The sequence below is a fragment of the Coprococcus intestinihominis genome, from assembly GCF_040096555.1.
In the GTDB taxonomy this organism is placed as follows: domain Bacteria; phylum Bacillota; class Clostridia; order Lachnospirales; family Lachnospiraceae; genus Coprococcus_A; species Coprococcus_A intestinihominis.
The window spans coordinates 1-5355 of record NZ_JBBMEK010000231.1 but is presented as its reverse complement, the minus strand read 5'-3'; the positions used below and the strand labels follow the sequence as shown (position 1 = coordinate 5355).

4 protein-coding genes are annotated in these 5355 nt (G+C 42.4%); all 4 read left to right on the top strand.

The annotated features are described in order from the left end of the window. A partial coding sequence (gene proS / locus WMO25_RS14355) for a proline--tRNA ligase (RefSeq protein ID WP_349085868.1) occupies positions 1-1120 on the top strand: 1120 nt, incomplete at its 5' end. Positions 1121-1446: 326 nt separating this feature from the next. Beyond that, on the top strand, positions 1447-2163 hold the full coding sequence (locus WMO25_RS14350; protein ID WP_349085867.1) for an IMP cyclohydrolase: 717 nt from the start codon (positions 1447-1449) through the stop codon (positions 2161-2163). A 15-nt stretch (positions 2164-2178) separates the two neighbouring features. Further along, on the top strand, positions 2179-3354 hold the full coding sequence (locus WMO25_RS14345; RefSeq protein WP_349085866.1) for a phosphoribosylaminoimidazolecarboxamide formyltransferase: 1176 nt from the start codon (positions 2179-2181) through the stop codon (positions 3352-3354). A 431-nt stretch (positions 3355-3785) separates the two neighbouring features. Beyond that, the gene (locus tag WMO25_RS14340; RefSeq protein WP_349085865.1) at positions 3786-5042 is read left to right on the top strand and encodes a Uma2 family endonuclease; all 1257 of its coding nucleotides are present in this window, start codon (positions 3786-3788) and stop codon (positions 5040-5042) included. Positions 5043-5355: the final 313 nt, after the last annotated feature.

Genomic DNA, 5355 nt, shown 5'->3' with positions numbered 1-5355 from the left:
ACTTCAGGAAAGAATGTGTGTCCGCCCGACATCCGAGACATTATTCTGCGATTTCTATGCCAAAGAAATCCAGTCCTATCGTGATCTGCCAAAGATGTACAATCAGTGGTGTTCCGTTGTAAGATGGGAAAAAGAGACACGTCCGTTCCTGCGTTCCAGAGAATTCCTGTGGCAGGAAGGCCATACCGCCCATGCTACAGCAGAAGAATCCAAAGAGAGAACAGAGCAGATGCTGAATCTTTATGCGGATTTCTGTGAGCAGGTACTGGCTATGCCTGTTATCAGAGGTCAGAAGACAGAGAAGGAGAAATTTGCCGGTGCAGAAGCAACCTATACCATCGAAGCATTAATGCATGACGGCAAGGCCCTTCAGTCCGGTACAAGCCATAACTTCGGTGATGGTTTTGCAAGAGCCTTCGGCATTCAGTACACAGATAAAGAAAATAAACTGCAGTATGTCCATCAGACATCCTGGGGTATGACAACCCGTCTGATCGGTGCTATTATCATGGTTCACGGTGACGACAATGGTCTTGTCCTGCCTCCAATGATCGCTCCGACACAGGTGATTGTTATTCCAATTGCCCAGCACAAGGAAGGTGTCCTTGAGAAAGCAGAAGAACTGAAAAACAGACTCAGCGGTTTCAGAGTGAAACTGGATGCAACAGACAACAAACCTGGCTGGAAATTTGCAGAGGCAGAGATGCGCGGTATCCCTGTTCGTGTTGAAATCGGGCCAAAGGATATCGAAGCGAATCAGGCTGTCCTGGCTCGCCGTGATACAGGTGAAAAGATTGTTGTTAGCCTGGATGAACTTGAAACAAAGGTGGATGAACTGCTGAAACAGATCCAGTCCGATATGTTTGAAAAGGCACGTGCACACAGAGATGCACACACTTATGTAGCCACAAACTATGATGAATTCAAGGATATTATTGCCAATAAGCCTGGATTTGTGAAAGCGATGTGGTGCGGTGATCGTGCCTGCGAAGACAAGATCAAAGAAGAAACAACAGCAACATCCAGATGTATGCCATTTGCACAGGAACATTTATCCGATGTATGCGTATGCTGCGGACGTCCGGCTAAGAAGATGGTTTACTGGGGCAAAGCATACTAAAATGGATTGTGTATTCTGCAGCGTCAGGCGCTGATTTTTTGACAGAATTGGTGCAGAATGAATATATATTAGGAATGCTAATATAACGGATGCTGAAATAATAATGCTGTCAAAAAACTATGGCTGTTGTCAAATAAGATAACAAGTGTTAAAATGGGGTTGTCATATAGAGCTTGCACATAAGCAGGACTATATTGACAATCCTTTTTTATAAGCATAGATTATGCAAATACCGAAATTGGTTGTTATAATCTTTGCAGATAATAATAAGAAAAACTGTTAGCGGCGGATTTTCCGCATATACACATGACATAGGAGGAATATTCATGAAAATGGTAGCAATCAGTCAGGAACTGTCATCTACATCTTATCCGGGCAGAGGTATTATCATTGGTCGTTCTGCTGATGGAAGCAAAGCGGTTACAGCTTATTTTATTATGGGAAGAAGCGTCAACAGCCGAAATCGTGTTTTTGTAGAAGATGGTGAAGGTATTCGTACAGAAGCTTTTGATCCTTCCAAACTTGAAGACCCAAGCCTGATTATTTATGCACCGGTCAGAGTGCTTGGCAACAAGACCATTGTGACAAATGGTGACCAGACAGATACCATTTATGAAGGTATGGATCGCCAGCTTACATTCGAGCAGTCTCTCAGAAGCCGTGAATTTGAGCCGGATGCACCGAATTACACACCTCGTATTTCTGGTATCCTGCATGTGGAGAATGCAAAATTCAACTATGCCATGTCTATTTTAAAAAGCAACAACGGCAATCCGGATTCATGCAACCGCTATACATTTGCATATAACAACGTGCCTGCAGGTGAAGGCCATTTTATTCATACTTATATGGGGGACGGCAATCCACTGCCAAGTTTTGAGGGCGAGCCGACATGGGTGAAAATTGATACTAACGACATTGATACCTGGGCAAAAGAAATCTGGGAAAACCTCAATGAAGACAATAAAGTTTCCCTTTTTGTTCGTTTTATTGATATTGCAACTGGTAAATACGAGTCAAGAATCATCAACAAGAATCACTAATCGGAGGTAGATCAGATGAAAGAATTAGAATTAAAATATGGCTGTAATCCGAATCAGAAACCATCCCGTATTTTTATGAATGAGGGAGAACTTCCGATTACTGTTTTAAACGGACGTCCGGGATATATCAACTTTCTGGATGCTTTCAACGGCTGGCAGCTGGTTAGTGAATTAAAGAGAGCAACGGGACTTCCTGCGGCAACTTCTTTTAAACATGTTTCCCCTGCCGGTGCAGCTGTTGGTCTGCCGTTAACTGACGTTGAGAGAAAGATTTACTGGGTTGATGATATGGGTGAACTGACACCTTTGGCCAATGCTTATGCCCGTGCCCGCGGTGCTGACAGAATGTCATCTTTCGGTGATTTTATTTCCCTGTCGGATGTGTGTGATGTGGCAACTGCCAAATTGATCAAGCGTGAAGTTTCAGACGGTGTCATTGCACCGGGCTATGAACCGGAGGCACTTGAAATGCTGAAAGCCAAGAAAAAGGGCAATTACAATGTTATCCAGATTGATCCGTCCTATTGTCCGGCACCAGTGGAACACAAGGAAGTATTCGGCATTACATTTGAACAGGGGAGAAATGAACTGGTTATTGACAAAGAGATGCTGAACAATATCGTTACTGAAAGTAAAGAACTGCCGGAATCAGCCAAAATCGATCTGGTGATTGCGCTTATTACACTGAAATATACACAGTCCAATTCTGTATGCTATGCGAAGGGCGGACAGGCTATCGGTATCGGCGCAGGTCAGCAGAGCCGTATCCATTGTACCCGTCTGGCAGGTCAGAAGGCAGATAACTGGTTCCTGCGTCAGAGTCCAAAGGTATTGAATCTGCCGTTTAAGGAGAAAATCGGACGTGCCGATAGAGACAATGCCATTGATCTGTATATCGGTGATGAATACATGGATCTGCTGGCAGATGGTGAATGGGAGAGAACATTTACAGAAAAGCCGGAAGTATTTACCCGTGAAGAAAAGCGAGCATGGCTTGATCAACTTCAGGATGTGGCACTTGGTTCAGATGCTTTCTTCCCATTCGGGGATAATATCGAGAGAGCCCATAAGAGCGGCGTGAAATATGTGGCTCAGCCGGGCGGTTCTGTCAGAGATGACCAGGTCATTGAAACTTGCAATAAATACGGTATGACCATGTGCTTTACAGGTATCAGACTGTTCCATCACTAGTACATCGTTTCGTAAATAACTATACCAATCGCGTAGGATTTTGCATTTCGTTTGTACAAGATCGAAGGGATACGTTGAATAGGCTGTATGCTTATAGAATACAATGAAAGAGACTATTGTTGAAATGTGCAGATACATTTTGATAGTAGTCTTTTTTTCGTGTGGAAAACGTAGCAGCAGGAATTAACAGAAAGACGACAAGATAAAATTAAAAAAGAAGGTGTAATAAAATTTTAAAAAGAAACAGGGTCGATTGTTGTCGAATAGAGAAGATTGATTGTGGGGTGTGTCATATTGTGAAGGGAGATGGCACATTCCGTCAATGGATGATATTTTACCGGGAAATGAGGACATGTTATACTTCTTTTAACAATTATTGTAAATATTGCTTGAACCAATGAGGGGAAGGCAGAAGGAGGAGAGGTATAATATTGGAAACAAATATGTGTAAGTTGGAAAACTTTAGAAAAAACGCGGCATCACAGAGTATTAGCTGCGAAATTGTTGGTGGGCATGTTGTACAGTCGGAGATGACTGGGGAGGATGGACATAAGCTGTGCTTCCTGCTGGGAACAATGCTGGAGGATTATTTGCTTAATAGGAAGAAAACGGATCAGGTATTATTCGGACCGGTAGATTTTCATTTGGATGAGAGCAATATTTTTCAGCCGGATCTTGCAGTTGTTGAGCAGAGTGAGAGTTACAGCGGCGGTATGATTCGTACTTCTGAATTGAACAAGATCCCGAAATTGATTGTGGAAGTTCTGGCAGATGGCAATGCAATCTATGATTGTCTGGATAAAGCTGTATCATACGGCAAGAATGGGGTGAGAGAGTATTGGCTGATCGATCTCAATGAAGAATTTGTTTATACGTATTCCTATAGAAATGGATTTGAATATAGAAGATATTCTTTTGAGCAGAGCATGCGGAGTGTGTGCTATCCGGGATTTGAATGCTGTATTTCCGATGTTTTGTGGGATGGCGGAGGAAGCCTGAAAGAGCTGGCGATGTTTTACCGTTTCAAGAAGGAAATTTATCCTGAGAATAGTGTACAGGTTGTGGCTGAGAACAGCAGTGTGTATGGCGGCTATCAGGAGAGACAATATTCAGCAGAAGCTTTCTATGAGTGGATGAATACGAGGAAGAATAAACTGCAGTATACGTCGTTGGTAGAATTGCTGTTGGGTAATATCAGGGAGTCTGCCATGCCGGCATTCAGACATCAGAATGTGCGCGGCAATTTGTATTTTGCGATAAAGTCGTATTTGAAAAGGGAGAAACTTCCCTATCAGTTGTGTTTTGCTCCTATTTTGGTGGAGCTGAAGAAACTGGATCTGCTGGATTCGGTTGTGTCGCCGGATTTGTTCCTCATCAGCAGTGGAGAAGTGATTTATGATAATATTTACAGGGGAGTGCCGCAGTGGATTATTGAGATTGTAACGCCTGCAACGGCCGCACAGGATTATATCGACAAAGCCCAATTGTATCAGTACCATGGTGTGGGTGAGTATTGGATTGTCAATGATTGGAAGCAGCAGGTCATGGTGGTTCGTTATCTGCCATCTGTGCCAGAAGGGGAGGACAATATAGAAACATCGGTTTATGATTTCCATGAAAAGATTCCGGTAGGCACATTGCCGGGACTTGAATTGACAATGAGTGAAGTGTTGAAAGAATTTGATTAGGATTGATGGTATGAAAGCAGCATTAAATTTCATATAGGGATAACAAAACGGTTGGGGGGAATGTTCAGAAAGGTCATTCTTCCAAAATGTGCATCATTTTGGAAGAATGACTTTAAAACAATTCAAGAGCAATAGAGATAATATAGAAACAATAATAGAGATAGTTTGCTAACAACGATAACGACATCGAATTTTGAAGGAAGAAAAAGAAATTCAACAAATTATCAAAAATATTAAAAAAACTGTTGACAATTCAAAATAGGAGTGGTATCATAATCAAGCTGTCAGCGAGAACAACGCGAAACAGCACAGA

What these genes read in the sequence shown, in the direction of transcription:
- WMO25_RS14350 (WP_349085867.1), top strand. Translation starts at nt 1,447, where the DNA reads ATGAAAATGGTAGCAATCAGTCAGGAACTGTCATCTACATCTTATCCG.
- WMO25_RS14345 (WP_349085866.1), top strand. Translation starts at nt 2,179, where the DNA reads ATGAAAGAATTAGAATTAAAATATGGCTGTAATCCGAATCAGAAACCA.